The organism is Rhizobium sp. 01T444 (genome assembly GCF_056398305.1).
Genome location: NZ_JBFTPD010000172.1, coordinates 1 through 715 on the forward strand (window position 1 = coordinate 1; position 715 = coordinate 715).

Genomic DNA, 715 nt, shown 5'->3' on the forward strand with positions numbered 1-715 from the left:
CAGCACCTGCCAGGGGCTGAAGCCCTTGACGCGCGCGATCAGGATGTAGTCCTGTGCCAGCACTTCGAGCAGCGAGGCCTTCAGCACCCGCGAGATCATGGCGGCCAGCGGCAAGGCCAGCGACAGCGCCGGCCACAGCAGGTGATAGAGCGCGGAGCCGAAGACGTCGAAGCGTCCGCGCAGCAGGCTTTCAAGAAGCACGAAGCCCGATGCGCTGTCGAAGCGCAGGTCGGAATCGAGCAGCCCGAACACCGGCAGCACGGGCAGCAGCACGCCCAGTATCAGGATGCCCGCCAGCCCCCACAGGAAGTCCGGGATCGCGGTGACGAAGCCGGTCGCGACATCGATGCCGCGCTCGACGAAGCTGCCGCGCCAGGCGATGGCCGCGAGCGCCGCGCCGCCGCCGATCAGCACCGCGATGAAGAGCGCGAGCATCGACAGCTCGAGCGTGAGCGGCAGGTGCGCGCCCACCAGCGCCAGCACGTCCTGCTTGAGCGTGATCGACTGGCCGAAATGGCCGAGCGAAGCCTGGCCGAGATAGACCATGAACTGCGCCGGCAGGCTGCGGTCGAAGCCGTAGAGCTGGCGCAGCGTGCGGATGTCCTCGGGCGTCGCGCCGGGGCCGATCATCATCGCGATCGGGTCGCCCGGCGCCACCCGCAGCAGCACGAAGACCACCACCAGCACACCGAAGAGCGTGGGCGGTGCCCACAGT

Annotated in this window: 1 protein-coding gene; it reads right to left on the reverse strand. The window is 69.0% G+C overall.

What is annotated here, in order from left to right; genetic code table 11:
* The coding region (locus AC1DTN_RS37805) for an ABC transporter permease (protein WP_477925258.1) at positions 1 to 715 on the reverse strand (715 nt) is incomplete at both ends.